Here is a 26,939-nt window from a genome sequence, read left to right as displayed (position 1 = left end):
GGTGCGAGCGTGTTGGGCGGTGGATGAATATGTTGTGAGTCGAACGCTGCCGCGCAACCGCCGCGCGCAGCGTGGAGTCAGCGGGCAAGCACGGCCAACAGGTATGCTGGGCGGATGCTCTATCTCGCCTCCCGTTCGCCACGCCGACAAGAACTGCTGCAACGCCTGGATGTGCCGTTCCAGACCCTGGAACTGGACCTGCCCGAGCTGCGCGCGCCCGCCGAATCGCCCGAACAGTACGTACAGCGCGTTGCACTGGACAAGGCGCATGCCGGCCTTGCGCAGGTGCGCGCGCGTGACCCCGACGCGATCGTGCTGGGCTCCGATACCGAAGTGGTGCTGGGCGAGCGCGTGTTCGGCAAGCCGGTCGATGTCGGCGATGCGATCGCGATGCTGCGCGTGTTGTCCGGGCGCACCCACCAGGTACTCACGGCGGTGGTTCTAGTCTGCGCACAGCGCGCCCCGGCGCAGGCATTGGTGGTGTCGGAGGTGACCTTCGATACGCTCGATGACGCGCAGATCGCGGCCTACGCGGCGTGTGGCGAGCCCATGGGCAAGGCCGGTGCCTATGCGATCCAGGGGCGCGCAGAACGTTTTATCCGCCATTTGTCCGGCAGCTATTCCGGCGTGATGGGATTGCCGCTTCATCACACCTCGCAGTTGCTCACAGCCTTCGGAGCGCATTGATGTCGGAAGAGATCTTGGTCAACGTCACCCCGCGCGAAACCCGCGTGGCGGTGATCGAGAACGGCATGCTGCAGGAGCTGCATATCGAGCGCGGCTGGCGCCGCGGCGTGGTCGGCAACATCTACAAGGGCAAGGTGCAGCGGGTGATGCCCGGCATGCAGGCGGCCTTTGTCGAGGTCGGGCTGGAACGCGCGGCGTTTTTGCATGCCAACGACGTGGTGCGCCTGGCACCGGCGCCGGCCAGCGTGGTCGATACCGAGGAAACCCCGATCCCGCCGCCGCCGGCTGCGTCGGTCCCGATTGTCGAGCTGCTGCGCGATGGGCAGGACATCGTGGTGCAGGTGGTCAAGGACCCGATCGGCACCAAGGGCGCGCGGTTGACCACGCAGATCAGCATTCCCTCGCGCTATCTGGTGCTGCTGCCGCAGTCCAAGATCGTCGGGGTGTCGGCGCGGATCGAGGACGAGGCCGAGCGGCTGCGCCTGAAGACCATCGTCAGCGAGGTCTCCGCACAGCACGGCGGCTTCGGCTACATCATCCGCACCAACGCCGAAGGCCAGCCCGCCGAGGCGTTGGCCGAGGACATCGCGTATCTGTCGCGGGTCTGGACGGTGGTCGAGCGGCGCGGGCGCGAAGCGCCGCCGTGCAGCATCATCTATGAAGACCTGAGCCTGCCCTTGCGGGCGGTGCGCGACCTGATCCGCAAGGACGTGGAAAAGGTCAAGGTCGACTCCAACGAAACCTTCGTGCAGTTGCAGGCGTTCGTGGCCAAGTACATGCCGGTGCTGGCCGAGCGGCTGGAGCTGTATACCGGCGACCGACCGATCTTCGACCTGTACGGGGTCGAGGACGAGATCGGCCGTGCGTTGAACAAACAGGTGCCGCTGAAATCCGGTGGCTACCTGGTGATCGACCAGACCGAAGCGATGACCACCATCGACGTCAACACCGGCTCGTTCGTGGGGCAGCGCAATCTGGAAGAAACCGTGTTCCGCACCAATCTGGAAGCGGCGCAGGCGGTGGCGCGGCAGCTGCGGCTGCGCAACCTGGGCGGCATCATCATCATCGACTTCATCGATATGGACGACCCGGAGCATCGCCGTCAGGTGCTGCGCACGCTGGAAAAGGCGCTGGCCCGCGACCATGCCAAGACCACGGTGTACGAGTTCTCGCCGTTGGGCCTGGTGGAAATGACCCGCAAGCGCACCGTCGAAAGCCTGGAGCGGCAGTTGTCGGAAACCTGCGGCCAGTGCGGCGGGCGCGGCACCATCAAGACCGCCGAAACAGTGACCTACGAAATCTTCCGCGAGATCACCCGTGCGGTGCGCCAGTTCGATGCCGCACGGCTGTTGGTGATCGCCTCGTCCAAGGTGGTCGCGCGCATCACCGACGAAGAATCCGCAGCGGTAGCCGAGCTGGAAGAATTCCTGGGCAAGAGCATCCGTTTCCAGTCCGACGATCAGTATCTGCAGGAGCAGTTCGACGTGGTGCTGCTGTGAGGCCGGGAATGGGGAATGGGGAATGGGGAATGGTTGTGGAGCAAGACACGCTCTACGGGACCTTCGTTATCCTTTCCAAGAAGAGGCATGTGCCGAGGGTTTATCGCTCGTGCGCCGCGGCGTGTGCTCTTACGATTCCCCACTCCCGATTCCCGATTCCCCGCCGTTAATGCCCACCCCGCTGCGCCGCCGTCTGCGCCTGTTCCGCCGCTATGCGATCACTGCCTGCGCGCTTGCGGTGGTCGCGGTCGCGTTGCTGGTGGGCGCAGCCAGTCAGGTGTTGCCGTTGGCCGAGGAGCACCCGCAGCAGATCGCCGACTGGTTGAGCCAGCGCGCCGGGCAGCAGATCGCCTTTGACCGCCTGGATACCGAGTGGACCCGGCGTGGCCCGCTGCTGCGGCTGGACGGTTTGCGGATCGGCCCGCATGGCGATGTGCGCGTGGGCCAGGCGGAAATCCTGCTGGCGATGTACGCCGGGTTGTTGCCGGGGCATTCGTTGACCGAGGTGCGCCTGCGCGGGTTGGCGCTGACCCTGCAACGCAGCGACGACGGTGTGTGGTCGGTGCAGGGCCTGCCGAGCGGGAAGCGCTCCGACCCACTAGATGCCTTGCGTCGGCTCGGCGAGATCCAGCTGGCCGAGGCGCGCCTGAAGGTGAGCGCGCCATCGATTGGTTTGGACACATCCTTGCCGCGGATCGATCTGCGCCTGCGCGTGAGCGGTTCGACGGTCAAGGTCGGCAGTCGCAGCTGGATCGATCTCACGCGTGCGCCGCTGACCGCAGTGCTGGACTTCAACCGCGACAGCGGCGACGGCAGCGCCTATTTGCAGTCCGATCCGGCCGATCTGGCGGCATGGGCGTCGCTGCTGCAGCTCGGCGGCATGCGCGTGGACGGTGGCGGTGGGCGCCTGCAGGCGTGGGCACAGCTGCGTGCCCGCCGCATCACCAGTGTCGTCGTCGATGCCGACCTCACCCAGATTGCGCTGTCCGGTGCGCCGCTACCAGATGAAACCGCACGCCGCGCGCTGCGCTGGGAACGCCTGCAGGCCCGTACGCGCTGGCGCACTATCGACGGCGGCTGGCGGTTGGATGCGCCGGTGCTACGGCTGGGGCAGGCGGCCGCGTTGCAGCGTCTGGACGGGCTGAGCATCGCCGGCGGACGTCGCTATGCGGTCGCTGCCAAACAGGGCGATGTCTCCGGCCTGATAGCCGCCGCCGCATTGAGCGATCAACTGTCGCCTGCGCTGCGCCGTTGGTTGATTCTGTCCAAACCGCAGCTGCGTGTGGCCGATCTGCAGATCGCCGGCGAGCAGGGTGGCCCCGTGCGTGCGCAGGGGCAGATCGAAGAGCTCGGTTTCCTGCCGGTGGGCAATTCGCCGGGAATCACCGGTTTACGCGGCCACGTCGACGGCGACGCACAGGGCGGCGAGCTGGACACTGCGGCGGACGCCACCGTGCGCTTCGACTGGCCCGCCGGCTTTGGCGTGGTGCACGAGATTCAACTGGCCGGCAAGATCGTCGGCTGGCGCGAAGGCGCCGGCTGGCAAGTTGCCACCCCGGCCCTGCGTGTGCAGGCCAAGGACTATGGCGCCAACGTGCGCGGGGGGCTGTGGTTCCAGAACGACGGTACCCGCCCGCGCATGCAACTGGCCGCGCAACTGGACGATGTAGCGCTGCCGGTGGCGCGCAAGTTCTGGATCCGCTCGAAGATGAGCAAGGCCGCCATCGACTGGCTGGACATGGCCGTGGCCGGTGGCGTGATTACCGGAGGCACCGGCCTGGTCAGCGGCGATCTGGACCAATGGCCGTTCGACAACAACGATGGGCGCTTCGAAGCGTTCGGACAGATCCGCGACGGCACGATTCGCTTCAGTCCGGACTGGCCGGCGATGCAGCAGGTGCAGGCCGATCTGCGCTTCATCGGCAATGGATTTTCGTTGCAGGGCAGCGGCGATCTTGCCGGCACCCCGATCGCGCAGCTGGACGCCGGCATCCCCAGCTTCAAGACCTCCGAGCTCTACGTGCGCGCCTCTACCCAGGCCGATGCGGCGCAACTGCTGGGCATGTTGCGTAAGAGCCCGCTGGAGCAACGTTACGGCGATACCCTGCGCAACCTCACCGTGTCCGGCCCGGCAACGGTGAGCTTCGATCTGCTGCGCCCGTTGCGCACCAAGGGCGTTGGCGGGCATCTGCAGGGCACGGTGGCGTTGCAGGGCGCCAAGTTGGCGGACGCGCGCTGGAATCTGGCCTTCGACCAGGTCAGCGGGCAGGCCGAATATCGCGACAGCGGGTTTGCAGCCGAGCACCTGAGCGTGCAGCACCAGGGTCGCACTGGCGAGTTGGCACTGCGTGCCGGTGGCTTTGTGCAGGACCCGGCGCAAGCCTTCGAGGCACGCCTGAACGCCACCCTGGACGCCAAGGAGTTGTTCGACAGGGCGCCGCAAATGGAATGGCTGCGCCCGTATGTGCATGGCAGCGCGCCATGGCAGGTGGGCGTGGACGTGCCGCTCCCGACACCGAGTCAACCGGATGCGCAGACACTGCTGACGCTGCGGTCGGAGCTGATGGGCACCACGCTGGATCTGCCCGCGCCGCTGGACAAGGCTGCCTCCCAACCGCTGGACACGCAGGTCAAGGTGGCCCTGCCGGTCGGCGATGGCGACATCGACGTGGCCTTCGGCAAACTGGTGGCGCTCAAGGCCAGCAGCCGTGGCGACCAGACCGGCGTACGCGTGGTCATGGGCACCGACACGGTGACCGAGCGCCCGCCCGCGAACGGACTTGTGGTCACCGGCCGCACCGCCTCGCTGGATGCGATCGACTGGATCAGCCTGGCGCGTGGCAGCAGCGACAGCGATGCCGATATGCCACCGCTGCCGGGCCAGCCGGCACCGCCCAAAAAAGACGCGGTGCCGTTGCAGCAGGTGGATGTGCAGGCGGACAAGCTGCTGATGATCGGCGGCGTATTTCCGCAGACCCGGCTGCGGCTGCGGCCGACCCGCGATGCGGTGGCGGTAACCCTGGACGGGCCCTCCCTGGCCGGCCAGCTCACCGTGCCCAACGCAGACGGCGGCATCGTGCAGGGCAAGCTCAGCACCGTGCGCTGGCAGCCGGTGGCCGACGCGCCCGAGCCTGCGGCCCCCGAGCCCGGCGACCCGCTGGCCGGTGCGCTGCCGGAACCGGCGCGCCGCGCGGTTGCCGAGTTCGACCCGGTCTCCATCCCGCCGCTGGCGCTGGATATCGACGACTTGCGCGTGGGCAAGATGACCCTGGGCGCGGCCATCCTACGCAGCAGCCGGCTCACCGACGGCATGCAGGTGGATCAACTGCAGCTGCGCTCGGACGACCAGAGCATCGGTCTGACCGGCGCCTGGCGCGGCAAGGGCGATGCCGCCAGCACACGGCTGTCGGCGCGGGTGGATAGCCGCAACCTGGGCAATCTATTGCAGAACCTCACCCTGGGCGGCCAGCTACGCGGCGGCGAAGGCCAACTGGAACTCAACGCCGGCTGGCAGGGCTCGCCGACGGGCTTTGCGCTTGGCTCGCTGGATGGCAACTTGAAGGTGGATGTGCGCAACGGCCAGCTGCTGGAAGTGGACCCGGGCGCCGGTCGCGTGCTGGGCCTGCTCAGCGTGGCGCAGCTGCCGCGCCGGCTGATGTTCGACTTCCGCGATTTCTTCTCCAAGGGCCTTGCCTTCAACACGCTGGACGGCGAGGTGCGCTTCGGTGACGGCTTCGCGCGCACCGATGCCATTCGCATCGCAGGCCCCGCGGCCGAGATCGCCATCCGCGGCCAGACCGATCTGCGCGCGCAGACCTTCGACCAGACGGTGGATGTGAACCCCAAGGCCGGGAACCTGCTGACCGTGGTCGGCGCCGTGGCCGGCGGGCCGGTGGGCGCGGCAGTGGGCGCGGCCGCCAACGCGGTGCTGGGCAAGCCGCTGGGCGCGATCGGCGCCAAGACCTACCACGTCACCGGGCCGTGGAAAGACCCGCAGGTGGACGTGGTCGAGCGCGAAGCGCGCGAGCGTGCGCCAAGCAAGCCAGCGCCCACTGGCAAGCCCGCCGCATCGCCGCGCTGACGCCGTCTGGCGCTTGGGTGCAACGTGCATCGATGGACTGGCAGGGGCGTTCCTCGGCGATGCCGGGCCTGGCGGCCGAGCCGTCGACCCGGTTGGCACCAACGGCGGGCGGTACGCCACCTGTCGCTTTGTACGCACCTCGATGCGCAGCCTCTGCTTATTGTACGCACCTCGATGCGCAGCCTCTGCTTAGCCGCCTGCCGCGTCCTCGTCGCTGCCGGCGCGCGTGAACATCGGCAAGCGAAGGCGGGCACGGTGGCCCGGTTGCGGCGTCGGGTCTGTTCCGGCGACGCCGCGAAAATAGCCGCGCTGCCACTTTTCGCGCGCTGCGGCCGATTGCGGTTCCGTGAGCGCATCTAAGAAGCGCGTGCGGCTGTGCGTCCAGTCGGCATGCTGTTGCGCCAGTTCCGGCGCCTCGGACAGCGGCATCCACTGCGGCTGCACCTGCTCGATCATCTGCCGTTGCAGCGGGAACAGATGGCAGAACGGCTCGCCCGCGTCGAAACGCACTCGCCCGGGCCGGGTGAAACGCCAGTTCATGGTGAAGGTGTAGAGGCTCCAGTCGGTTTCCACCAGGCCGCTCAATGCGCCGATGCCGTCCTTGGGCCGATTCAACGGCCCCGTGACGAACAGGTCGATGCCTGCGTCGGTGCGAAACAGGCAGGGCACATGGAAGGTCAGCACGCCGTAGCCGAAGTGGCTGATCGCCGGTGCCGCCGTGTCTGCATCGGCGCTGATGGTGATCGCCGCCAGTGCGTCGCCGCCGTTCCAACTGGCTTCGAAACCGGACTGGCACAGCAGCTCCCAGCCGTGCGCATTCGCAATCGCCAGCGGCAGGCAGCGATACGCATAGCGTTGATCGGTGGCGTCCATCCAGTCGCGCGCATGCGGGGCAGGGCGGATGTCCAGCGTGTGGCCATCCAGAACGTGGGCGATGAGCTTCATGCGCTGGCAGTGATCGAAGAACGAGCCGGCGATGATAGCCGCGCCACATGTTCAGCCGGACGACTTGTCTCCCCGGCGCGCGGGCCCCATCCTGACCGCATGACCGATAACGCTCTCACTCTGGCCGAAACCCGGCTGCTGCTTCCCTCCGGCCTGGATGCCGGCCATCTGGACCGCACCTTCGGCGCCCTGCTCGGCCCGGGCATCGACTTCGGCGATCTGTACTTTCAGCATTCGCGCCGCGAAAGCTGGAGCGTGGAAGACGGCATCGTCAAGGACGGTGCGCATTCCATCGAACAAGGCGTCGGCGTGCGTGCGATCGCCGGCGAAAAAACCGGCTTTGCGTATTCCGACGACATCCAGCGCGAGACCTTGCTGGAAGCGGCGCAGTCGGCGCGTGCGATCTCGCGCGACGGCGGCGCGCAATCCACCCGCGCGCTGGTGCGCGGCAACGGCCGCGCCTTGTACCCGGCCACCGACCCGATCGACGACATGGACAGCGCCACCAAGGTGGATCTGCTGCGCCGCATCGACCAGTACGTGCGCGCCGCCGACCCACGCGTCAAACAGGTGATGGTGAGCCTGTCCGGCGGCGTGGACACGGTGCTCATCGCCCGCAGCGACGGCGTGCTGGCGGCCGACGTACGCCCGCTGGTGCGCTTGAACGTGCAGGTGATCGTCGAACAGGGTAGCCGTCGCGAATCCGGTTATTCCGGTGGCGGCGGTCGTTACGGCTACGCCGAACTGTTCGCCGATGGCCGCCCGGAAGGGTTTGCGCGCGAAGCGCTGCGCCAGGCGCTGGTCAATCTGGATGCCATCCCCGCGCCGGCCGGCGTGATGCCGGTGGTGCTCGGTCCCGGTTGGCCGGGTGTGTTGCTGCACGAAGCCGTCGGCCACGGGTTGGAAGGCGACTTCAACCGCAAGGGCACCAGCGTCTATGCCGGGCGCATGGGCGAACGCGTCGCCTCACCGGGCGTGACCATCGTCGACGACGGCACCCTGGACGGCCGCCGCGGCTCGCTCAACATCGACGACGAAGGCACGCAGACCCAGTGCACCACGTTGATCGAGGACGGCGTGCTGGTCGGCTACATGCAGGACACCCACAACGCGCGCCTGATGGGCGTGGCGCCCACCGGCAACGGGCGGCGCGAATCGTTCGCGCACCTGACCATGCCGCGCATGACCAACACCTACATGCGCGCCGGCCAGCACGACCCGGAAGAGATGATCCGCTCGGTCAAGAAGGGCATCTACGCGGTGAACTTCGGCGGCGGCCAGGTCGACATCACCAGCGGCAAGTACGTGTTCTCGGCCACCGAGGCCTATCTGATCGAAGACGGCAAGGTCACCGCGCCGGTGAAGGGCGCCACGCTGATCGGCAACGGCCCGGAAACCATGCAGAAGGTGCGCATGATCGGTAACGATCTGGCCCTGGACGAAGGCGTGGGCGTGTGCGGCAAGGACGGGCAGAGCGTGCCCGTCGGCGTCGGCCAGCCGTCGCTGTTGATCGACGGCATCACCGTTGGCGGAACGCAGGCCTGAGATGCCGGGTATCGGGAATCGGGATTCGGGATTCGCAACAGCAGGGACTGCGGGTTTTGGTGGGTTCGGCCTGGGTGATTGGCCGTTTCCGCGGGAATTCGGGAAACGGGATTTGGGATTGGCAACGGCCGGCCTGGCCCTTGCGGGGCTGGTCGGATCGGGCGGAGCCTTATTCGTCGTCTTCCGACGCCGGTTCGCCGTCTTCCAATCCCGAATCCCCACTCTCCAATCCCTGCTCCTGAGACAGGTCGCGCAGCACCTGGAACAGCTCGCGGTAGGCGCGCGGCGGCTTGTTCTTGGCGCGTTCGTGGATCGCGTTGCGCACCAGCTGACGCAGTTGCTGACGGTCGGCGGCCGGGTAGGTTTCCAGCAACTCGGCCAGCGCGACGTCGCCTTCGGCGAGCAGGCGCTCGCGCCAGCGCTCGACGCGATGGATCGCCGCCACTTCGCGGCGCGCGGTGTCGCTGTTGGCATCCAGCGCATCGCGGATCGCAGCCAGCGTTTCATCGTCCTCGCGGCGCATGTGCTTGGCCAGAAACGCCAGCTGCCGCTTGTGCGCAATATGCGAGGTGATGCGCTTGCTCTCTTCGATATGCGGGATCAACGACTCGGGCACCGGCAACTTGGCCAGCTGCGCCGGCGTGAGCGCTACCAGCTTTTCGCCCAGGTCGAAAATTTCCAGCGCCTCGCGCCGTTGCTGGCTGCGGCTGGCGCCACGAAATTCACCGGTATCTTCATCGCGTCCGCGCATTGCCACTACATCCCGAAACTTGGTTAGTTGAATTCCGGCCGTGAATGGCCGGACGCCGGCGGAAGACTCCGCACCAAATTCAGACACTGCGGCCATGGATGGCCGAGCTTTCTGCGGAAGGATCCGCATCCAAATTCAGACAGTCCAGCCATGATGGCCGGGCTTTCGCGGACGGATCCGCATCCAAAGGATAAAGCATTGAACGCACTCTCCTCCGAAACCCGTGTCACCGACGACAGCCTGCAGCGCCTGGATGCACTGACCGATATCTCGCAACGCCTGCTCGAGCGCGCCCGTGCGGCCGGCGCCACCCAGGCCGAAGTGAGCTGCAGCGAAGAGCGCGGCCTAGACGTCAACGTGCGCCTGGGCGATGTGGAAACGGTCGAATCCACCCGCGACCGCGGCATTGCGGTGACGGTCTACTTCGGCAAGCGCAAGGGCAGTGCCAGCACCGCCGACCTGCAGGACGCCAGCCTGGAGTCCACCGTGGCCCAGGCCTGCGCAATTGCGCGCTATACCGAGGACGATGCGGCCTCCGGCCTGGCCGACCCGGAACTCATGGCGCGCGACTTTCCCGACCTGGACAGTTGGCACCCGTGGGCGCTAGACGCCGACACCGCGGTAGATCTTGCACTGGCCTGCGAGGCCGCCGGCAGGGATGCCGATGCACGCATCAGCAATTCCGACGGTGCCTCGGCCAGCACCGGGCTCAGCCTGTCGGTGTACGCCAATTCGCACGGGTTCATCGGCCGTGAGCGCGGCACCCACCATTCGATCAGCTGCGCGTTGATCGCCGGGCAGGGCGACGGCATGCAGCGCGATGGCTGGTACAGCAGCGCCCTGGCGCGCGAAGACCTGGAGGCGCCGGATGCCATTGGCCGGCATGCCGCGGCGCGCACCCTGGCAAGGCTGGCACCGCGTTCGCTGCCCACGGGCCCGCTGCCGGTGCTGTTCGCGCCGGAAGTGGCGCGCTCGCTGGTCGGCCATCTGCTGGGTGCGGTCTCCGGCGGCGCGCTGTATCGCCGTGCCAGCTTCCTGCTCGATAGCGTTGGCACCAAGCTGTTCCCGGACTGGTTCAACATCGAAGAGCTGCCGCATCTGCGCCGCGGGCTGCGCTCGGCCGCATTCGATGGTGAAGGCGTCGCTACGCGGCGGTCGGCACTGATCACCGATGGCGTGCTGCAGCGCTACGTGCTGGGCAGCTACTCGGCGCGCAAGCTGGGCCTGCAGACCACCGCCAATGCAGGGGGCGTGCATAACCTGCAGGTCAGCGCCAACGCCGGCGATCTGGCGTCGATGATTGCCGGCATGTCACGCGGCCTGCTGGTCACCGAACTGATGGGCAACGGGGTCAATCCGGTGACCGGCGATTACTCGCGCGGTGCCGGCGGCTTCTGGATCGAGAACGGCGCCATCGCCTATCCGGTCGACGGCCTGACCATCGCCGGCAATCTGCGCGACATGTTCGCCGGTATCGAGGCGGTGGGCAGCGACGTCGACCCGCGCTCGCACGTCAAGATCGGCTCGGTGCTGGTCAACCGGATGACCGTGGCCGGCGATAGCTGAGCCCGCGGCCCAGGCAGAGGTCTGGCCATGCCAACGGCTTAGTCGGCGGGCATTGCCGAGGCGTCGCAGCAGCGTGCGGGCCTTGGGCAGGCCATGCGCGTGTGCCATCTGGTCTCGGAAGTGCATGTGGGGCCTACCAGTACGCTGCAACAAAGCGTCGAACCCAACGTCGCTGCGCCCTGCCGCCGCGCGATCGCTGTGTCACCGCCTCACCGAAGGGCGCGTGCGATGACCGGTGGCAGGTGACTCAAACCAGACCATGTCTTCCCGCACTGGTGGCTGGCTGAATCGTTGTTATAGTCCGCCGCACCACAATCATGTTCGGGGAGAGATATGAGCGAGTTCGAGACACACGCAGCGCCGCCGCCGCCGCCGGTCGGTACCAGCACGCCGTCGGAGGAGCGCACCCTTGCGCTGGCCGCCCATCTGCTGGCCATCCTGACGTCGTTCATCGGTGCACTGGTGATCTGGCTGATCAGCAAGGACGCCAGCCCGTCCAAGCCGTTTGCCACCGATCAGGCCAAGGAAGCGCTGAACTTCCAGATCACCGTGATCATCGCCTACGTGCTGGCGGTGATCCTCACCATCGTGTCGTTCGGTATTTTGTTCTTCGTGCCGACGCTGGTGTGGGTCGCCAACTTGGTGTTCTGCATCCTGGCCGCAATCAAGGCCAACAACGGCGAGCATTACCGCTATCCGTTCGCGCTGCGCCTGATCAAGTAATCGGCGCGGTGTAAACAGCAAAGGCCCGGCATCGCTGCCGGGCCTTTGTCGTTTCAGACGATGACGCGATCAGTTCTGCGCCGGGGTGTTCTCGGCGAAGTACTCGTGGCTATCGGCATTGGTGATCGCCTGGGCCGGATTGCTTTGGGCAAGGCTGCGGGCGCCGGACTGACCGTAGACGCGGTCCTGCGTGCCGGCCACCACGGTGAAGTGGCTGGTCTCATGCACCAGGGTGCCGGCCTTGGAGTCGGTGCCAGTGGTCGACGCACTCCAGAACGCGTTGCAGACATGGATCTCGTACGGTTGGTTCGGATAGACGTAGGCGAAGGCATCTGCCAGATCCGCCTCACAGCTGCAGTTGATCGTCAGCTGGCCGTTGTTCTGGTCCAGGGCATTGTCGATGTTGACGAAGTTGGAGCTGACCCGGCTGTAGCGCGAGGCGTTGTAGGCGCCGAACCAGGTGGTGTAGCGGGCGCCGGTACTGCCGGCATTGAGGTAGTTGCGCGCGTTCTGCGAGTAGTTGCGCGCGGCAGTGACGGCACTGGCGGACTGGTTGGTGCGCGTGGTGCTGCAGTTGAGATAGTTGATGCCGTTGACCACGGCGGTCGGGCCGACGGCGAGCTGGCGCTGTACGCCACGACGTGCGCCGTCCAGCCAGACGGTGAGCGGGGTACTGGTGGCCACGGCCGGCAGGCCGTTTGCAGCCTTCATCAGGCTGCCGTCGGACAGCGAGGCGTACTGGAGGGTCGAACGCACCTGGATGGTGTAATTGCCGCTGGTGGACAGGTCATAGGCGCCCGCCAGATCCACCTCGCCCTGGACACTCTGGCCTGGCTGCAGGATGGTGAAATCGGCTGCCTTGGGCAGGCCACGCTTGACCAGACGCCCGGTGTAATCCACCGGCTTGCCGTCGCGGCTCACCTCCAGGATGCCGTTGTCCAGCGACTTGAGCGGCAGCTGATAGGTCGGAACGCGGGCGATTTGGCTGCCGTTGTTGGTGACGGTGACCGCGATCTTGCCTTGATGTCGCCCGGCCTGGTCGGCGACTGGCGCCAGTTCGATGGTCAACGGAACCGGTCCGCGCACGGACTGTGCCTGTGCCGAACCAAGCACGCCGACGACGGCCAGCGTGCCTGCTGCAAACGATGCGAGAAAAACATTCTTCACCAGTGACTCTCCTTGGTCGGGGGATGCCCGCCAGTGCGGGCAGGCCAAACCTAGGCAGAGCGAGCGGGCGCGACAAGTCGTTCAATTAGCGATATTTCTGGATGTCGCGTATCGGGTATGTGGCCCGGCACACCACTGATGTAGATAATTCAGCAATAAAGAGTGTCCGGCGTCATGAAATGAGCTAGCTCATGTGTCCTTGGCTGACACAAACCTGGGTGTCCAATGTGTCGTTTTGTGACCACGATAGCCCGTTGCCTGAATTAATCCGCATGACGGGCCGTGCGGCGGCGCACGGAATGCGCAAAGGTGTCGCATAAAGCGAGCGTGGGAGGTGGCTCAGGCGGCACCCGCTGTGAATAGGGGGGCATCTGTCAGCGCCGTGATGTGGCACGGAATTTGCGTTGGATGTCGCGCCATGGCATGAGTGCCGGCCGAGGGCGGGCCGGGGTGCTCTCCGACACCTGGTGTAACGCGCTCAGCGACGCTTTCGACATCGGACTCTCGGCACGCGTAATCGCCGCCGGAGTCAGGCGTTCAATCTGCCTTTGGTGCAGCGTCGCACGTCATCGCCGGCCTGTTTGCATGCGAGGCCAGCCGCACCCGGGCGCTAGGCGAATATCGGTGCGGCTGTCGGTGGTGTAGGAAGTGCCGGGAAGCGTGGCCTACGAACGGAATTGCACGTGATCCAGGCAACGGGTGCGCCCGCGTGGCAGGAACTGCCGTCTCTTTGTCTGTCGCGCATGCAGCGACTTCCACCGCCTCTGAGCGACCAACCGACAGCGCACTGGCGCAGCTGTTACTTGCAATCGGCATGGCCACTCGTGCACTTTGCTGCCCTGGCACCATCAAGCGCCTGGCGGCCGCTTGCGACGCTTGGTTGGCCGCGCTTAGTGCGCGCGGTCCACCGCAAACCGTCCCAGGGTCGCCAGGGTTTCGCCGGGCGGACCATAGGGCTGCAGCACGTCGTGCATGCGTGTCGCCAACTCGGCCAGCTTGGCCTTGGCTCCGTCCATGCCGAGCAAGGCGGGATAGGTGGATTTGGATTGCGCGGCGTCCTTGCCGGCGGTCTTGCCCAGCTGCGCCGAGCTCGATTCCACATCCAGGATGTCGTCGCGCACCTGGAAGGCCAGGCCCAGCGCATCGGCAAAGTCGTCCACGCGTTGCTGGTCGGCCGGCGCGGCGCGACCGCTGAGCGCGCCCATGCGCACTGCGGCGCGAATCAGCGCACCAGTCTTGAGCGCGTGCATGCGTTGCAGCGCGTGCAGGGATTGCACCTGACCGGTGGCGTCGATATCCAGCGCCTGGCCGCCGCACATGCCGCCGGCACCGGCCGCGCTGGCCAGATGCTGCAACCAGCCGACGCGTAGCTCGGCGCTGACCGGCGCGCTGGCCAGCAGTTCGAAGGCGCGGGTCTGCAATGCATCGCCAGCCAGGATGGCAGTGGCCTCGTCGAAAGCGATGTGTACGGTGGGCTGGCCGCGGCGCAGCGCGTCGTCGTCCATCGCCGGCAGGTCGTCGTGCACCAGCGAATAGGCGTGGATCAGTTCGACCGACACGGCAGGCGTATCCAGCAGGTCTTCCGCAGCGCGGAACAGTGCGCCGCTGGCGTATACCAGCAGCGGCCGCATGCGCTTGCCGCCGCCCAGCACCGCGTGCCGCATCGCCGCGTGCAGACGCTGCGGTGCCAGGGTGGCGCCGGGCAGGGCTGCCTCGAGGCTGCGCTCGGTGCGAGCGATCCAGTGGTCGAACAACGCAGAACTCACCTCAGCCGCCGTCCAGCGACGGCGGCTCGAAGGCTTCGGCAAGTTCGGGGCGGGCCGGGTCGGTCAGCAGGCGGACGCGCAGCTCGGCTTGCTCCAGCGCCTGCTGGCAATCGCGGTACAGACCGATGCCGCGTTCGTAAGCGCTGAGCGATTGCTCCAGGCTGAGGTCGCCGACTTCCATTTTCTGCACCAGTTGCTCGAGTTCTTCCAGCGACTGTTCGAAGCGGGCAACCGGGGATGTTTCGTTCAAGGACTTCTTGGCCATCGCTAAAGTGTGGGGCGCGCGCGCAGGCGGGTCAATTCGCGCCGGCATCGACGCGCCATTGCAAACGTGCGCCATTGGCCTGCAGCCAGTGCGTCAACGCAGCGGAAACGATGCGATCGCCGGCGGCAAGCACCTGATCGTCGGCCCAAAGGATCGGCAGGCGTTCGCGTTGCCACGGCGGCAGATCGGCGGTTTGCAGCACGTGCTTGAGCTGATGCGAATGCGTGCGCTGCGGCAGCACGATCCGCTCGCCGCCGTGTCGGCCGCGTACCAGCAACGGTTGCGCGAAGCGCAGCCCCGCGGGGCCGTGCAGGTGCAGTTGCGCACCGTCGGGCAACGACAAGGGCTGCGCGCCATCCCAGTGCGCGGACCACTGCGCAGGCCATGGCGGTGTCGGGCCAAGCAGGTACAGGCAATGCCGCCAGCGCCGCACCTGGATCTGTTGCCAGGCAAAGCAGGCTTGCCGATCCGGTGCGTGAGTGGCGATTTCCCGTTCCAGCGCGGCCACGCCCTGGGCGGGTAGCGGCGGCGCACCGGCTGCTGCGGCCCATGCACGCAGCAAGCGCGGCCGGCGTGCAGCGGGCTGTGCGCGTAATAGGTGCAGGTCCAATGCACCGTTTTCGGTCAGCAGGTCGGGAAGGACGGCCAGATCGTCGTGCTGCAGCAGATCGCTGGCGTCGGCGCTCAGCTGCGCGCTACGCGCCAAGGCAGCGGCGGCCTGCGGCCAGCGTTGCTGCAGCAACGGCAGCACCTGCGTGCGCAGGAAGTTGCGGTCGTAGCGGGCATCGGTATTGCTGGGGTCGTCGATCCAGTGCAAGGCATGCAGGCGCGCATAGGCCTGCAGGTCGGCGCGTGCATGCGCCAGCAACGGCCGCCACAAGATGCCCTGGGCAAACGGGCGCTGTATGCGCATCGCCGCCAAGCCATCCGGGCCCGATGCACGTAGTGCGCGCAGCAGAAACGTTTCGGCCTGATCGTCGCGATGGTGGGCCAGCGCCAGCCATTCGGCGGGTGCCAGGATTTCCGCAAACGCGGTGTGGCGCGCCTGACGCGCAGCCGCCTCCAGCCCCAAGCCGCGATCGCGCGCGACCTGGACCCGCACGATCTGCAGCGGCACCTGCAGGCCAGCGCACGTGCGCTGGCAATGCGCTGCCCAGGCGTCGGCATCGGCATGCAGGCCGTGATGCACGTGCAGCGCCCGCAGGCCGCGATCGCGGTACGCCGGCAGGGCAGCCAGTGCGTGCAGCAACACCCCCGAATCCATGCCGCCGCTGTAGGCAATCAGCACCGGGCCGGGTGGGGGGGCGGGCAGCTGCAGCGGAATGTCGGTCAGCACAGGCGTGATCCGGTGGCGAGTGCTGCGCGCAAGCGCTGCGCTTGCTGGGTAGCTGCCGGGCGGTCGCCTGTCTGATGCGGTGGCTGCGGGCGCTGCATCGACAATCTCGTCGTTTCCGGCGCGCGTCTATTCCGGCAATGGGGCGCAACTGCAGTGTCGAGGGCATCACGCCGCCGTGCGCGATCAGCGTCCTGATGCCCCACGGCGAATCCGAACGCAACCATTGCCGTCCGGAATCGCCGCCGTTCCAGGGCGCTAATGCACAACGCCGTGGCGACGTCAGCCGAGCAGCTCGATCGGCCACGCCGTGGATGCGTCATCTGCTTGCCATCGCCGCATTGCAACCCGCGCATCAGCGCTTGGCTGCAGCCTCGAAGGTGGCCGGCTTGGGCAATTCCACCGGCACGCCAGCGGCATCGCAGGTGCCGGCCTTGCACAGGCGCTCGCGCAGGCGCGGGGTGGCCTGGACGATGACGTGGTAGATCACGTTCTCTTCCAGCGTGCCGCGGAACGCCGCACTGCCCGGGCCGGTGGCCCAGATGCCGACGTCTTCGCCGCCGTGGCTTTCGGACTTGGTCGGCACCAGCGATTCCTGCATGTAGCTGGGGGCTTCGGTGTCGACATGGGTGAGGTCGGGGCGGCCGTGGGCCGGCTCGCTGCTGCTGGGCTCGTGCGGATACTTCTTCGGTCCGGCCGGCTGTGCGTTGGTCGCGCCGGTATGGCCGGGGCCATTGGCGTAGCTGAGGGTGGTGTAAGGCTGGCCGGCCAGGTCGGTGGCCAGCTGGGTGCGGTCGCCTTCTTCGCCGCCGGTGCCGCGCACCTTGCCCAGGATCGGGTTGCCGCGCACCGGGTAGCCGACGAAGTTGAGCGTGTGCGAATGGTCGGCGGTGACGATGATCAGCGTGTCTGCCGGCGCAGTTTCCACCGCGGTGCGCACTGCATCGGACAGCGACACCGTTTCGTCCAGTGCGCGGTAGGCGTTGCCGGCATGGTTGGCGTGATCGATGCGGCCGCCTTCGACCATCAGCACGAAACCATTGGGGTCGCGCGATAGCGACTGGATCGCGGTGCGGGTCATCTCGGTCAGGCTGGGCTCGCCCTGCGGGCCGCGGTTGCGGTCGTGGTCGAACTGCATGTGATCCGGCTCGAACAGGCCCAGCAGCGCGGGTGCGCCGGCGGCCGCCTGCAACTGCTGCTCGTTCCAGACGTAGGCGCCTTGCGGGTGCGCCTGTTGCCACTCGGCGACCAGATTGCGGCCGTCCAGGCGCAGGCCGACCTTGTCGTCGTACTCGGGGTCGCGCTCCTGCACGGTCTGGAACTGGCTGCGGCCGCCGCCGAGTACCACCTGCGGGCCGCGGCCGTAACGGGCGGTCGACAGCAATTGCTGGGCGATGTCCTGGCAGCCGGCAGCGCGCGCGGCCTCGGGCAGATCGGTATCGTTTTCCCAGTTGCGATCCGGCGAATGCGCGTAGGTCGCGGCCGGGGTGGCGTGGGTGAGGCGGGTCGTGGTGACCACACCGGTGGCCATGCCGGCGCTGTCGGCCAGTTGCAACCAGCTCAACAGGCCCTTGTTCAAACTGTCGGCGCAGTCGCTGCGGTTGCCGCTGCTGACGCCGATCGCGCCCATGTGCGATTTCACACCAGTGGTGATCGCGGTCATGGTGCCGGCCGAATCCGGGGTCTGCGAATCGGTGTTGTAGGTCTTGCTGAAGGCGGTGGCGGGAAACTGTTCCCACGACAGCAGGTTCTCTTCGCCCGGGCCGCCCTTGCGCTGGCCATCCAGGATGCGCGCGGCCGCCACCGTGGTCAGGCTCATGCCATCGCCCAGGAACAGGATCACGTTGCGCGCCTTGCCGGCCATGGCGCCATTGCCGGCCGCACGTGCGGCGCCGGAGCGGTACCACCACTGCGGGGTCTCGCCGGCCGGGTGCGTCACCGGCGGCACGTCCACGCGGACGGCGGCAGGTGCGGACGCGGTGGTCCCGGCAGTGGAGGCGCAGGCGGCTACGCACAGGGTGGTCAGGGCGGCAAGGGCAGGCAGGCGGTAACGCATCGGGCTCGAACTCGTGGCTGAATCAGCGCCCATTATGCCGGCCCGTGTCCGTCGCACAGATGACACGCTGCTGTTCCAGTCGTGGCCTCGCGGGCAAGGCAGGGCTGCGCTAAAGTGCATGCACTCTCCCCCGGATGATTCGACGACATGAGACTGGTTGCGGCCTGGTTGCGCATTCCGTTCTGGCAGCGCGTGGTGGCCGGCTTCGTTCTCGGCGCGATTGCCGGTGCGGCGATGGGCCCGGCGGCCGAGGTGTGGTTTGGCCCGCTCGGCGATCTGTACGTCACCCTGATCAAGATGATTGCGATACCGCTGGTGTTCTTCGCGGTGATCAATGCCATCTCGTCGCTGCACGGGCAAAAGTCGGTCGCCGCGCTCGGCGGTCGCACTTTCCTGTGGTTCGTGATCACCGCCACACTGGCGGTCGGCGTGGGCCTGGCGGTGGGCACGATCATGCAGCCGGGCGCCGGGCATTTCAGCCTGAGCGTGGACTCGGCATGGACGCCGCGCGATGTGCCCAGCCCGATGAAGGTGTTGCTGGATGTGGTGCCATCCAACCCGTTCTACGCACTCACCGGCATCGGCACCAAGACCAACGCCGCGGGCGAAACCGTGCTGGCCGCCGGTCGCGGCTCGATCCTGCCGGTGATCTTCTTTGCCGCATTGCTCGGCTTTGCGATGGTCAAGCTCGGCGAACGGGTGGCCGAGGCACGCAAGCTCACCGGGCAACTGAGCGACATCATGATCCAGGTGACGCGCTTCGTGCTGGAGATGACCCCGCTCGGCACCTTCGGTCTGATTGCAGGACTGGTCGGTAGCTACGGCTTCGCCAAGCTGCTGCCGTTCGGCAGTTTCGTGCTCGCGCTGTATGTGGCCTGTGCCATTCATATCCTGGTGGTCTACAGCAGCCTGTTGCTGGCGCACGGGCTCAACCCATGGAAGTTTTTCCGCGGTGCGGCCCCTGGCATGCAGGTGGCCTTCGTCAGTTCGTCCAGCTTTGCCGCCATGCCGGTGGCGATGCGTTCGATCACCCACAATCTTGGTGTCAACAAGGACTACGCTGCATTTGCGGTGCCGCTGGGCGCCAGCATCAAGATGGATGGCTGCGGTGCGATCTACCCGGCGCTGTGTGCGGTGTTCATCGCGCAATACACCGGCGTGCCGCTGACGGCCAACCAATACTTCGTGGTGCTGATCGCCTCGGTGCTGGGCAGCTTCGGCACCGCCGGTGTGCCGGGTACCGCAGTGATCATGGCCACCGTGGTGCTGAGCGCGGCCAATTTGCCGCTGGAAGTGATCGGCTATCTGTACGCCATCGACCGTATCCTCGACATGATGCGCACCATGACCAACGTCACCGGGCAGATGCTGGTGCCGGTGCTGGTGGCCAAGGAAACCGGTTTGCTCGACAAGGCGATCTATGAATCGGCATCCACCAATGTGGGGCTGGAAGATCCGCCCGCCGACAGCGCCAAGCCGCTGCGCTGAGCGCGACGCATGACGGTGGGATTCCCTGTGTTGCGCGAGCACCTGGCGCAACTGCCCGAGCTGGCCATCGTGGATGGCGTGTTCGTCCAACGTACGCTTGCCGACGATCCCTTCGAGGATCGCTATCTGGAGGTGCGGCGCAAGGAAGGCCGGTTATATACCGATGCGCAGGTCCGCAGCCTGCCGCGCCCCAGCGGCAAGCTCGGTACCAGCCTGGAATGGCAGGTGCGCGCGCTGTCGAGCACATTGCTGGTGCAGCACCTGCAAGCACGCGCCGGCGAGGGCGCCATTCTGGAATTGGGATGCGGCAATGGCTGGCTATCGCAGCTGCTGGCGCAATCGCTGCAGCGTGATGTGTGCGGCATCGACGTCAATCGCACCGAGCTCACGCAGGCCGCGCGTGTCTTCGGCCACGACCAACGGCTGAGTTTCGTCGCTGCCGATATCCAGACCTTTGCGTTGCCGCACGATGTCTTCGACGTCATCGTGGTGCCGGCGTGCATCCAGTATTTCCCGGATCCTGCTGCCCTGATACGCCACCTGCTTGCGCAGCTACGCGACGGTGGCGAGTTGCACATCCTCGACAGTCCGCTGTATCCAGACCGGCAGCGTGCCGACCAAAGCGCTGCACGCAGCCTGCGCTATTTCACTGGTCTGGGCGTGCCTGCGTTGGCCGAGCAATATCACCAGCACACCTACGCCGCCTTTGACGCGTTCGCGGTGCAGTGGCTGTTCGATCCGCGGCGCCTGGGTGCGCGCGTGCGCCGCATGCTCAAGCTGCGTCAGCCGCATTTTCCATGGTTGTGTCTTCGCAAGCAGGACAAACAGGGGCGGTAACTCGGCTGCGTCATCGCCCTTGCAGGGCCTCCACCAACGTCGTTGCTTGCGGCGCCTTGTGCTGCGCGACTGCGCCGACCACGAGAAAGAACGCCAACACGCCGATCAGCGGCCACAGCGTGTGGCGAACGCACAACCACCACCAGCCTTGCGCCTGCACGCCGCGCATGCGTCGATACAGCCCACCTGCCAGCGCCGCGTCCACCACAAGCTCGGCCATCAAGACTGGCGCCGACCACACCACCCAAGCGGCAGCCACGATTGCCACTGCCGCGGCGGCCAGCACTATCACTACGGCCACGATCGGCAGTGCGGCATCGCCATCGACGAAGGCGGGGAGTTCGCTGTCGCCCAAAACATCCGAGGTGGACCCGGATGGCGTGCTCCACGTGCCGGAACGACCCGCGCCGCTGGAATTGCCGCCGTGGCCCGCCCATCCCGAGGTGTCTTGCGCCGCGCTGCTGCCGAGGTCGACGCAGTCCTCCACGACGTCACCGTCGATGTCGTTACGCCAGCGTAGCCACGCCCACATCAGCAGCAAAAACACGCCGTACGCGAACAGCGTCGCGATCGGATAGCGGACGGCCATCGCATCGACGCCGGCATTGCGCAGCAGAAACGAGGCCAGCAACCCGCCTGTTGCGGTGATCAACACGATGGCGCTCATCTGCACGCGTGGCCATCCGTCGCGTTCCAGATGCCGCCGTGCTTGTTCGATGCTGACTCGTCTTCGGTCCGACATGACGTACTGCTTCCTGCTGCGGGCGGCCTTGCCCGGATGCCGAGAGTAAGTGACTTACCCTAATGCATGCACGTGCTTGCTTCAGATGTGTCATGTGTCAAGGCACGGTGGTCGATGGTGATCTGGCCGGCGTGAAGCGGACAGGCGATTGCGCACCAATACTTGAGAGGCACGCGTTCGGTGCGTGTAAGTCGGTAATCACGTGCGGTGGGCATGAGGCACCTGCGAGGCAGGCGCAGGGACATGCTTGCCGTCGGCGCATCCGAGTGCGCGGGGGCGAATCCCTTCAACGCGCGCGCATGGCACACTTCCAATCCATCCCCAGCGAGAGCGTCCAGTGATTGGCCAACAACGTGATCTGACATTTCGTTTTCTGGCCGAGCCCAGCGACGTCAACTTCGGCGGCAAGGTGCATGGCGGGGTGGTGATGAAGTGGATCGACCAGGTTGGCTTTGCTGCGGCCAGTGGTTGGAGTGGACACTACTGCGTGACAGTGGCGGTGGGCGGGATCCGCTTCGTGGCGCCGGTACGCATCGGCGATCTGGTCGCAGTGTCGGCCAAACTGGTCTACACCGGGCGCAGTAGCATGCATTTCGCCATCGACGTACGTGCGCGCAGCCCGATGGGCGGCGACTCGCGGCTGTGTACCCATTGCATCATCGTCTTCGTGGCGATGGACCCGGATGGCGTCACGCCGGTGGAAGTGCCTTCCTGGCGACCGGATACGCCCGAGGATCAACGCTTGGCTGAGTACGCGCTCAAGGTGATGGAGCTGAGCAAGGGTATCGAGGACACCATGGCGCACTACAAGGCCGATACTGACCGCTGACTTGGCGCGCTGCTGCCGATGTGCAGGCTGCGGCGGCTAGCGGCATTCGGGCAATTCATCGCTCACACGATGCCGGCGCAGCGGATTGATCAAGCGCCTAGTCGTTGCCTGTGTCATCGGTCACCACGACAGGTTCGCCGTCGTGGCTACTCGCGATGAGCGGCAGACGCAGCACCATGACGGCACCGCCCTGTGCGCTATTGTGTGCCGCGATGGTGCCCTTATGCTGTTCGACAATGCGCTGAACGATCGCCAGCCCCAGCCCCGTGCCCTTGCGACGCCGGGTGAAGAATGGATCAAACAGGAACGGCAGGTCGTCGGTGGCGAAGCCTGCGCCCCGATCCTGAACGCAACACTCCACTAGCCGTTGGCCATTGTCCTCGATCATGCTGGCGCTGATGGTCACCTCGCTGCCAGCAGGTGCGTGCTGCACTGCGTTCTCGATCAGGTTGACGAACACCTGTAGCATGCGGCCATGATTCATCTGCATCGCGCCGTCGCAGGTGTCCACCTGATTGACGATCGCAACCTCGGCCGCATCGGCGGTGGCGCCGCAGATGTGGCTGGCTTCGGCGATGACAGTGCCGAGGCGGCCACTGGCGAACGTATCGGTTGGCGGCCGGCCGTATTCGAGCAGGTCGGTCATTAACTTGTTTAATCTGCGCACCTCGCGGCGCAATACTTCCCGATGCCGTCCTCCGACGTGGTTGGAGCCGGCCTCCATAGCATCCAGTGTCGATGAAATGCCGAACAATGGGTTGCGCACCTCGTGGGCAACGCCTGCCATCAACGCACCGATGGCTGCCATGGCCTCGCTGCGACGCAACTCGGCCTGCAGCTTCGCGCGTTCCCGCTCGGAGAGCTCGCGCTCCTCGATTTCCTGGCGCAATTCCGACACCGTCAGCCGCAGCTTCTGCTCGCTGGCTTCCAGTAGTGCTTTGGAGACAGTGCTTTCCTGCAGTCGTGCCACCATCAGATTGAACTGCTGCGCCAGCGCGTCGAACTCGTCCTTGCCGTGCTCGATGATGCGATAGGCCAGGTCGCCGTCGCCGATGGCCTTGGTACCCGATGCCAGCCGTCTCAATGGTCTGACGACGGTCATGATCAGTAAGGCGCCCACGACCAACGCCACAACCAGATACAGCGGGATGGCATAGCCGAGCATGTTGAGCACGCGCACCGCAATGCGGTCTGCCTCTTTCTGCGGCGCCGTCAGCCCCTTCGCCGCCAACGGTTCGATCTCTTCGTCGGAGACGTCGTCGATGGCGTTTTGCAGCCGCACGAATTGCATCGCCATCGTATTGATGGCGTCTTCGCCTGCAAGCAGCTCATCCACACCATGCCGGACCTGCACGCGCAATGTCTCGACCTCCGCCGCGAGCCGACGCTCTTCCGGTCCCAGTGACAGGCGCCTGTAGCCGGCGACTGCGCTGTCGAGTTCTGCGACTTTTTCCAGCAACTGCGAGGTCGCCTGCGCCGTCGGCCTGCGTGCGTATGCCGAGAGCCAGAACCCCGTTCTGGCGGCCTGGCTTTCCAGGTTCCCTATGGCGACCAGCGTCTGCCGTCGCGCCGGTTCGCGGCTGGGCGCCACCGCCAGCATGCGGTGGTCGGCCAGTGCGTCGATCTGATTCAACAGCCCGGTGATGCGTTCGAAGGAGGCATCGAGCGCGTCGCGCTTTTCCATCAACGTCGTACCAATACCGGACAATGTCTTGAACTCGGCGGCAAGGTGGCGCCCCAGCTCGATTTCCCTCTCGGTGCTGCTCAACTGCATGTAGTTGGCGTGATAGCGGGAAAAGTCGGCGCTGTCGTTGGCGGTTTCTGCGCGGATATCCGGCAACGGTTGTGCAACGTATTGCAGGACGCCATACGCATATTCGCCGACGTTTTTTTCCATCTCGAGGGCGGCGATGCTGAACGGCGCATCGATCTGTTCGAGCTTGGTCAGATGGCCGACGACCTCGTCTAGTCCGCGATGGACGTAGAGCATGGACATCACCCCGAAGGCGACGATGATCGCGATGCCTGCGTAAATCTTCGCCTTGACCATGTCGTGTTCCTCTGCGCTGCTGTCGCGACGCGTGAATGCCCCGACGCTGCGACGCGCGCCCGTTCGGGAATGGTTTACGCGGTGCCGATGCCGTGCATCTTGATCTTCTGATACAGCGTGCTGCGTGGAATTCCCAGCCGCACCGCCGCCTGCTCCACCTTGCCGCCCACATCGCGCAGCACCCGCTGGATGTGCTGCCGTTCGAGTTGCTGAAGCGTGAGGTCCAGGGCGGGGACCTGCGCATCCTGCGCCGATGCCGGCTCGAAACGCAGGTCGCGTCGGGTAATGCTATCGCCATGGCACAGCAGTGCCGCGCGCTCAAGCACATTGCGTAGTTCGCGGATATTGCCCGGCCACGGGTAGTCGAGCAGCGCCTGTTGCGCATCCTCGCTCAGCTGGACGCGCCGCGCCGGGTCGGTTGCCAGACGTGTCAGCAGTGTGGACGCAAGCGCCAGGATGTCTTCTTTGCGGTCGCGCAGGGCCGGCATGGTCAACGGGATGCTACTGATGCGGAAATACAGATCGCTGCGAAACGTTCCTGCCTTCACCTTGCTGCCAAGGTCGTGGTGGGTGGCAGCAATCAGCCTGATGTCCACCTCACGTTCGCGCACCGCGCCCATGCGGCGGAACCGTTTCTCTTCCAGCACCTTGAGCAGCTTGGGTTGCACGCGTGGGTCGACATCGCCGATTTCATCCAGAAAGACGCTGCCGCCATCGGCAATCTCGAGCATGCCCTGCTTGCTGGCGCTTGCGCCGGTAAAGGCGCCTTTTTCGTGGCCGAACAACTCCGTTTCCAGAAACTCCGGCGACAGCCCGGCGCAATTCAGGTCCACGAAAGGCTCCTCGGCGCGCGCGCTGTGGTGGTGCAGCCACTTGGCGAGCATGCTCTTGCCGGTGCCTGTTTCGCCAAGGATCAGGATGGGGCTATCGCTGGCCATTACCTTGCTGGCCTGTTCGGCGAGCATGCGGATGGCTGGGCTTTCGCCCAGCAACGGGTTGACCCGTTCGCGCTGTTCGCGCTTGCTTGTCACCTGCTGCTGGCGCTGTAGCCGCCGGTTGGCCAGCAGGCGTTTGACGATGGCATGCAGCGCCGGCATCTCGATCGGCTTGGTCAGGAACTGCTCGGCTCCCTGTTTGATCGCTTGCACCGCCAGATCGATCGATCCATAGGCGGTCAGCACGATCAGGGGGACATCCGGGTCGATCTGCCTGAAATCGCGCAACAGATCGATAGCGCTGCCATCGTGCAGCCGGTAATCGATGACTGCGACATCGGGCGAGGAGGCCTGGAACAGCTCGCGCGCCCGCTGGCAACTTTCGGCATCGATGACGTCGTAGCCACGCGATTCCAGGAAGTCGCGCATGCCGAAACGGATGCTGTCTTCATCGTCGACAATCAGAATTCGTGTTCTTGCCAATCTTGGTCTCCTGCCGCCACGCTTGCTCAGAACGACAATTGTGTGCGCAGCAGCAGGATCTGCGGGTTGTCTTTCCTGCCCCTGCGCTCGCTGTGTACGTCGATGTGATTGAGCATGATACGCACGCGATCATTGAGGTAGTAGTTCAGGCCGAGGGTGATGTTGTCTTCCTCGCCGCCGCGCACGCCGCCATCGTCCAGATCCAGATGGCTGAAGCGGGCGGCCAACTCCCAGGCACCGGCCGACGGTTGCACCGACACGCTGCGAAACCTGCCGTGCCGGTACTGGCGTGACTGACCGGTGAGCACCCAACTGCCCATGACGTACCAGCCCTGTAACTGCGCGTCCGGGTCACCGTGATCACGCTTGATCGCCGCGCGCATCCATTCCGCCTGCAGCGAGGCGGGGCCAGCATTCGCACCGGCTTCCAGTCCGAGACGATCGATGCGGTCGATGTTGTCCAGGTTGCCGGTGTTCAAGAAACGCACATCCAGGGCACGCGATTCGGGCCGTGCATTGAATTTGACGTCGTCGCTGGGGTGCTCGAGCGAGACCGCCAGACCCAGATGCACGAGCGCGCCGCCCTGGCCGGTATTGATGGGAGTGTAGGTGGCCCGCACGGCTGCGCCGTGACCCTTGTCGCGTGCATCGATCGACGAGCCGAAGCCCATCGCCGATAGGGTATAGCGCTGGCGGTTCCTGCTGGCCCCCACGCCGATCCGGCGCGATGGCGCGAATGCATCGCTCACCAGCGCCCGTTCGATGAAGGTGATGTTGTTGGAGCTGTTCAATTCTTCCAGCCCGAACGGCACCTTGAACTGGCCGAACTCCAGATCGGCCGCTTTCCAGCCGTCGTATTGCAACGAAACGCCGTCGAAGCCCTCCTTGAATGCGCCTTCCTTGCGGGTGCCGGTGTCGGTGACGCTGTAGACCGCAGCGAAGTCGTAGGCGGCTTCGAACGACCAATCATCGGTGAGCTTGCCTTCCACATCGAGTTTGGCACGACGCAGCAGAAACGCATCGTCGAGCTGTCTGACATCGGCCCGGTAGGCGGCGTAATCCACGTGCACACGGCCACCGACGCGCAACTCGGCAGCGTGCGCTTGCGTCAGTGCGGCAAGGCACGCCGCCGCCAACGCAGCCCGCAGTGCGGTGCTCATGTCAGCATCCCCTTGGATAACGCAGACAGCG

Annotated in this window: 20 protein-coding genes; 9 read left to right on the top strand and 11 right to left on the bottom strand. The window is 66.0% G+C overall.

Going from position 1 to position 26,939, the window contains the following annotated elements:
• The first annotated feature begins 114 nt into the window (after positions 1-114).
• From BJD12_RS04785 to BJD12_RS04775, 3 genes are all read left to right on the top strand, one after another.
• Positions 115-687, top strand: a complete 573-nt coding sequence (locus tag BJD12_RS04785) for a Maf-like protein (RefSeq protein ID WP_005997884.1) — start codon at positions 115-117, stop codon at positions 685-687.
• On the top strand, positions 687-2,186 hold the full coding sequence (gene rng / locus BJD12_RS04780) for a ribonuclease G (protein ID WP_005997886.1): 1,500 nt from the start codon (positions 687-689) through the stop codon (positions 2,184-2,186). The genes BJD12_RS04785 and rng overlap by 1 nt, the downstream gene beginning before the upstream one ends.
• A 169-nt stretch (positions 2,187-2,355) precedes the next feature.
• Complete coding sequence (locus BJD12_RS04775; RefSeq protein WP_005997887.1) at positions 2,356-6,267, top strand: YhdP family protein; 3,912 nt, start codon at positions 2,356-2,358, stop codon at positions 6,265-6,267.
• Between the two features lie 189 nt (positions 6,268-6,456).
• Here BJD12_RS04775 and BJD12_RS04770 read toward each other — a convergent pair whose 3' ends face one another.
• Positions 6,457-7,212: a DUF6065 family protein gene (locus BJD12_RS04770; protein ID WP_005997889.1), complete on the bottom strand. Its 756-nt coding sequence runs from the start codon at positions 7,210-7,212 to the stop codon at positions 6,457-6,459.
• Between the two features lie 99 nt (positions 7,213-7,311).
• On the opposite strand from BJD12_RS04770, the gene tldD reads away from it, so the two are divergent.
• Entirely contained in the window at positions 7,312-8,757 is a 1,446-nt protein-coding gene (gene tldD, locus BJD12_RS04765) for a metalloprotease TldD (protein WP_005997891.1), read from the top strand.
• Between the two features lie 169 nt (positions 8,758-8,926).
• On the opposite strand, the gene yjgA is transcribed toward tldD, so the two are convergent.
• Positions 8,927-9,508 carry a ribosome biogenesis factor YjgA gene (yjgA, locus tag BJD12_RS04760; RefSeq protein WP_039421100.1) on the bottom strand — a complete coding sequence of 194 codons (582 nt, stop codon included), beginning with the start codon at positions 9,506-9,508 and terminating at the stop codon, positions 8,927-8,929.
• Positions 9,509-9,706: 198 nt separating this feature from the next.
• Here yjgA and pmbA point away from each other — a divergent pair, with 198 nt between their 5' ends.
• Together pmbA and BJD12_RS04750 are read left to right on the top strand one after the other, a co-directional pair.
• Positions 9,707-11,074: a metalloprotease PmbA gene (gene pmbA, locus BJD12_RS04755; RefSeq protein ID WP_039421114.1), complete on the top strand. Its 1,368-nt coding sequence runs from the start codon at positions 9,707-9,709 to the stop codon at positions 11,072-11,074.
• A gap of 333 nt (positions 11,075-11,407) precedes the next feature.
• Positions 11,408-11,797, top strand: coding sequence for a DUF4870 domain-containing protein (locus BJD12_RS04750; RefSeq protein WP_039421102.1), 390 nt, complete (start codon positions 11,408-11,410; stop codon positions 11,795-11,797).
• Between the two features lie 69 nt (positions 11,798-11,866).
• Here the strand turns inward: BJD12_RS04750 and BJD12_RS04745 are convergent, their stop codons facing one another.
• The 5 genes from BJD12_RS04745 to BJD12_RS04720 all read right to left on the bottom strand — a co-directional run bounded on the left by BJD12_RS04745 (position 11,867) and on the right by BJD12_RS04720 (position 18,384).
• A complete protein-coding gene (locus BJD12_RS04745) occupies positions 11,867-12,964 on the bottom strand; it encodes a M35 family metalloendopeptidase (protein ID WP_005990611.1) in 1,098 nt (365 codons plus the stop codon).
• An 890-nt stretch (positions 12,965-13,854) separates the two neighbouring features.
• On the bottom strand, positions 13,855-14,730 hold the full coding sequence (locus tag BJD12_RS04735; protein WP_042828334.1) for a polyprenyl synthetase family protein: 876 nt from the start codon (positions 14,728-14,730) through the stop codon (positions 13,855-13,857).
• Position 14,731: 1 nt separating this feature from the next.
• The gene (locus BJD12_RS04730; protein ID WP_005995187.1) at positions 14,732-14,995 is read right to left on the bottom strand and encodes an exodeoxyribonuclease VII small subunit; all 264 of its coding nucleotides are present in this window, start codon (positions 14,993-14,995) and stop codon (positions 14,732-14,734) included.
• Between the two features lie 31 nt (positions 14,996-15,026).
• The gene (tilS, locus tag BJD12_RS04725; protein ID WP_005995186.1) at positions 15,027-16,331 is read right to left on the bottom strand and encodes a tRNA lysidine(34) synthetase TilS; all 1,305 of its coding nucleotides are present in this window, start codon (positions 16,329-16,331) and stop codon (positions 15,027-15,029) included.
• Between the two features lie 352 nt (positions 16,332-16,683).
• Positions 16,684-18,384: an alkaline phosphatase gene (locus BJD12_RS04720; protein WP_005995185.1), complete on the bottom strand. Its 1,701-nt coding sequence runs from the start codon at positions 18,382-18,384 to the stop codon at positions 16,684-16,686.
• A 147-nt stretch (positions 18,385-18,531) separates the two neighbouring features.
• On the opposite strand from BJD12_RS04720, the gene BJD12_RS04715 reads away from it, so the two are divergent.
• Together BJD12_RS04715 and BJD12_RS04710 are read left to right on the top strand one after the other, a co-directional pair.
• The gene (locus BJD12_RS04715) at positions 18,532-19,872 is read left to right on the top strand and encodes a dicarboxylate/amino acid:cation symporter (RefSeq protein ID WP_058564035.1); all 1,341 of its coding nucleotides are present in this window, start codon (positions 18,532-18,534) and stop codon (positions 19,870-19,872) included.
• A 9-nt stretch (positions 19,873-19,881) separates the two neighbouring features.
• The gene (locus tag BJD12_RS04710; protein WP_005994303.1) at positions 19,882-20,709 is read left to right on the top strand and encodes a class I SAM-dependent methyltransferase; all 828 of its coding nucleotides are present in this window, start codon (positions 19,882-19,884) and stop codon (positions 20,707-20,709) included.
• 10 nt (positions 20,710-20,719) lie between these two features.
• On the opposite strand, the gene BJD12_RS04705 is transcribed toward BJD12_RS04710, so the two are convergent.
• A complete protein-coding gene (locus BJD12_RS04705) occupies positions 20,720-21,451 on the bottom strand; it encodes a hypothetical protein (RefSeq protein ID WP_042828227.1) in 732 nt (243 codons plus the stop codon).
• Positions 21,452-21,788: 337 nt separating this feature from the next.
• On the opposite strand from BJD12_RS04705, the gene BJD12_RS04700 reads away from it, so the two are divergent.
• Positions 21,789-22,280: an acyl-CoA thioesterase gene (locus BJD12_RS04700; RefSeq protein ID WP_005994298.1), complete on the top strand. Its 492-nt coding sequence runs from the start codon at positions 21,789-21,791 to the stop codon at positions 22,278-22,280.
• A gap of 97 nt (positions 22,281-22,377) precedes the next feature.
• Here BJD12_RS04700 and BJD12_RS04695 read toward each other — a convergent pair whose 3' ends face one another.
• From BJD12_RS04695 to BJD12_RS04685, 3 genes are all read right to left on the bottom strand, one after another.
• A complete protein-coding gene (locus BJD12_RS04695) occupies positions 22,378-24,330 on the bottom strand; it encodes a sensor histidine kinase (RefSeq protein WP_005994296.1) in 1,953 nt (650 codons plus the stop codon).
• Positions 24,331-24,404: 74 nt separating this feature from the next.
• On the bottom strand, positions 24,405-25,748 hold the full coding sequence (locus BJD12_RS04690) for a sigma-54-dependent transcriptional regulator (protein ID WP_039422175.1): 1,344 nt from the start codon (positions 25,746-25,748) through the stop codon (positions 24,405-24,407).
• A gap of 26 nt (positions 25,749-25,774) precedes the next feature.
• On the bottom strand, positions 25,775-26,908 hold the full coding sequence (locus BJD12_RS04685) for an OprO/OprP family phosphate-selective porin (RefSeq protein WP_005994293.1): 1,134 nt from the start codon (positions 26,906-26,908) through the stop codon (positions 25,775-25,777).
• Between the last annotated feature and the right edge of the window lie 31 nt (positions 26,909-26,939).

Source organism: Xanthomonas vesicatoria ATCC 35937, from assembly GCF_001908725.1.
GTDB lineage: Bacteria > Pseudomonadota > Gammaproteobacteria > Xanthomonadales > Xanthomonadaceae > Xanthomonas > Xanthomonas vesicatoria.
Note: the sequence above shows the minus strand (reverse complement) of the source record. Positions and strands in the feature narration are given on the sequence as shown.

What these genes read in the sequence shown, in the direction of transcription:
- BJD12_RS04785 (WP_005997884.1), top strand. Translation starts at nt 115, where the DNA reads ATGCTCTATCTCGCCTCCCGTTCGCCACGCCGACAAGAACTGCTGCAA.
- rng (WP_005997886.1), top strand. Translation starts at nt 687, where the DNA reads ATGTCGGAAGAGATCTTGGTCAACGTCACCCCGCGCGAAACCCGCGTG.
- BJD12_RS04775 (WP_005997887.1), top strand. Translation starts at nt 2,356, where the DNA reads ATGCCCACCCCGCTGCGCCGCCGTCTGCGCCTGTTCCGCCGCTATGCG.
- BJD12_RS04770 (WP_005997889.1), bottom strand. Translation starts at nt 7,212, where the DNA reads ATGAAGCTCATCGCCCACGTTCTGGATGGCCACACGCTGGACATCCGC.
- tldD (WP_005997891.1), top strand. Translation starts at nt 7,312, where the DNA reads ATGACCGATAACGCTCTCACTCTGGCCGAAACCCGGCTGCTGCTTCCC.
- yjgA (WP_039421100.1), bottom strand. Translation starts at nt 9,508, where the DNA reads ATGCGCGGACGCGATGAAGATACCGGTGAATTTCGTGGCGCCAGCCGC.
- BJD12_RS04750 (WP_039421102.1), top strand. Translation starts at nt 11,408, where the DNA reads ATGAGCGAGTTCGAGACACACGCAGCGCCGCCGCCGCCGCCGGTCGGT.
- BJD12_RS04730 (WP_005995187.1), bottom strand. Translation starts at nt 14,995, where the DNA reads ATGGCCAAGAAGTCCTTGAACGAAACATCCCCGGTTGCCCGCTTCGAA.
- BJD12_RS04720 (WP_005995185.1), bottom strand. Translation starts at nt 18,384, where the DNA reads ATGCGTTACCGCCTGCCTGCCCTTGCCGCCCTGACCACCCTGTGCGTA.
- BJD12_RS04715 (WP_058564035.1), top strand. Translation starts at nt 18,532, where the DNA reads ATGAGACTGGTTGCGGCCTGGTTGCGCATTCCGTTCTGGCAGCGCGTG.
- BJD12_RS04710 (WP_005994303.1), top strand. Translation starts at nt 19,882, where the DNA reads ATGACGGTGGGATTCCCTGTGTTGCGCGAGCACCTGGCGCAACTGCCC.
- BJD12_RS04705 (WP_042828227.1), bottom strand. Translation starts at nt 21,451, where the DNA reads ATGTCGGACCGAAGACGAGTCAGCATCGAACAAGCACGGCGGCATCTG.
- BJD12_RS04695 (WP_005994296.1), bottom strand. Translation starts at nt 24,330, where the DNA reads ATGGTCAAGGCGAAGATTTACGCAGGCATCGCGATCATCGTCGCCTTC.
- BJD12_RS04685 (WP_005994293.1), bottom strand. Translation starts at nt 26,908, where the DNA reads ATGAGCACCGCACTGCGGGCTGCGTTGGCGGCGGCGTGCCTTGCCGCA.